At 51.0% G+C, this 255-nt stretch carries 1 rRNA gene; it reads right to left on the bottom strand.

Going from position 1 to position 255, the window contains the following annotated elements:
• Positions 1–255, bottom strand: a 16S ribosomal RNA gene (locus GCM43_RS25645); the annotation flags it as partial.

Below are 255 nucleotides of genomic sequence, written 5' to 3'. Positions count from 1 at the left end.
GAGTGCCCTTTCGTAGCAACTAATGACAAGGGTTGCGCTCGTTGCGGGACTTAACCCAACATCTCACGACACGAGCTGACGACAGCCATGCAGCACCTGTGTAATGGTTCTCTTTCGAGCACTCCCAGATCTCTCCGGGATTCCATCCATGTCAAGGGTAGGTAAGGTTTTTCGCGTTGCATCGAATTAATCCACATCATCCACCGCTTGTGCGGGTCCCCGTCAATTCCTTTGAGTTTTAATCTTGCGACCGTA

The sequence above is a fragment of the Janthinobacterium aquaticum genome, assembly GCF_009208565.1.
Taxonomy (GTDB): domain Bacteria; phylum Pseudomonadota; class Gammaproteobacteria; order Burkholderiales; family Burkholderiaceae_D; genus Janthinobacterium.
This window is presented reverse-complemented; position numbering and strand designations above follow the sequence as displayed.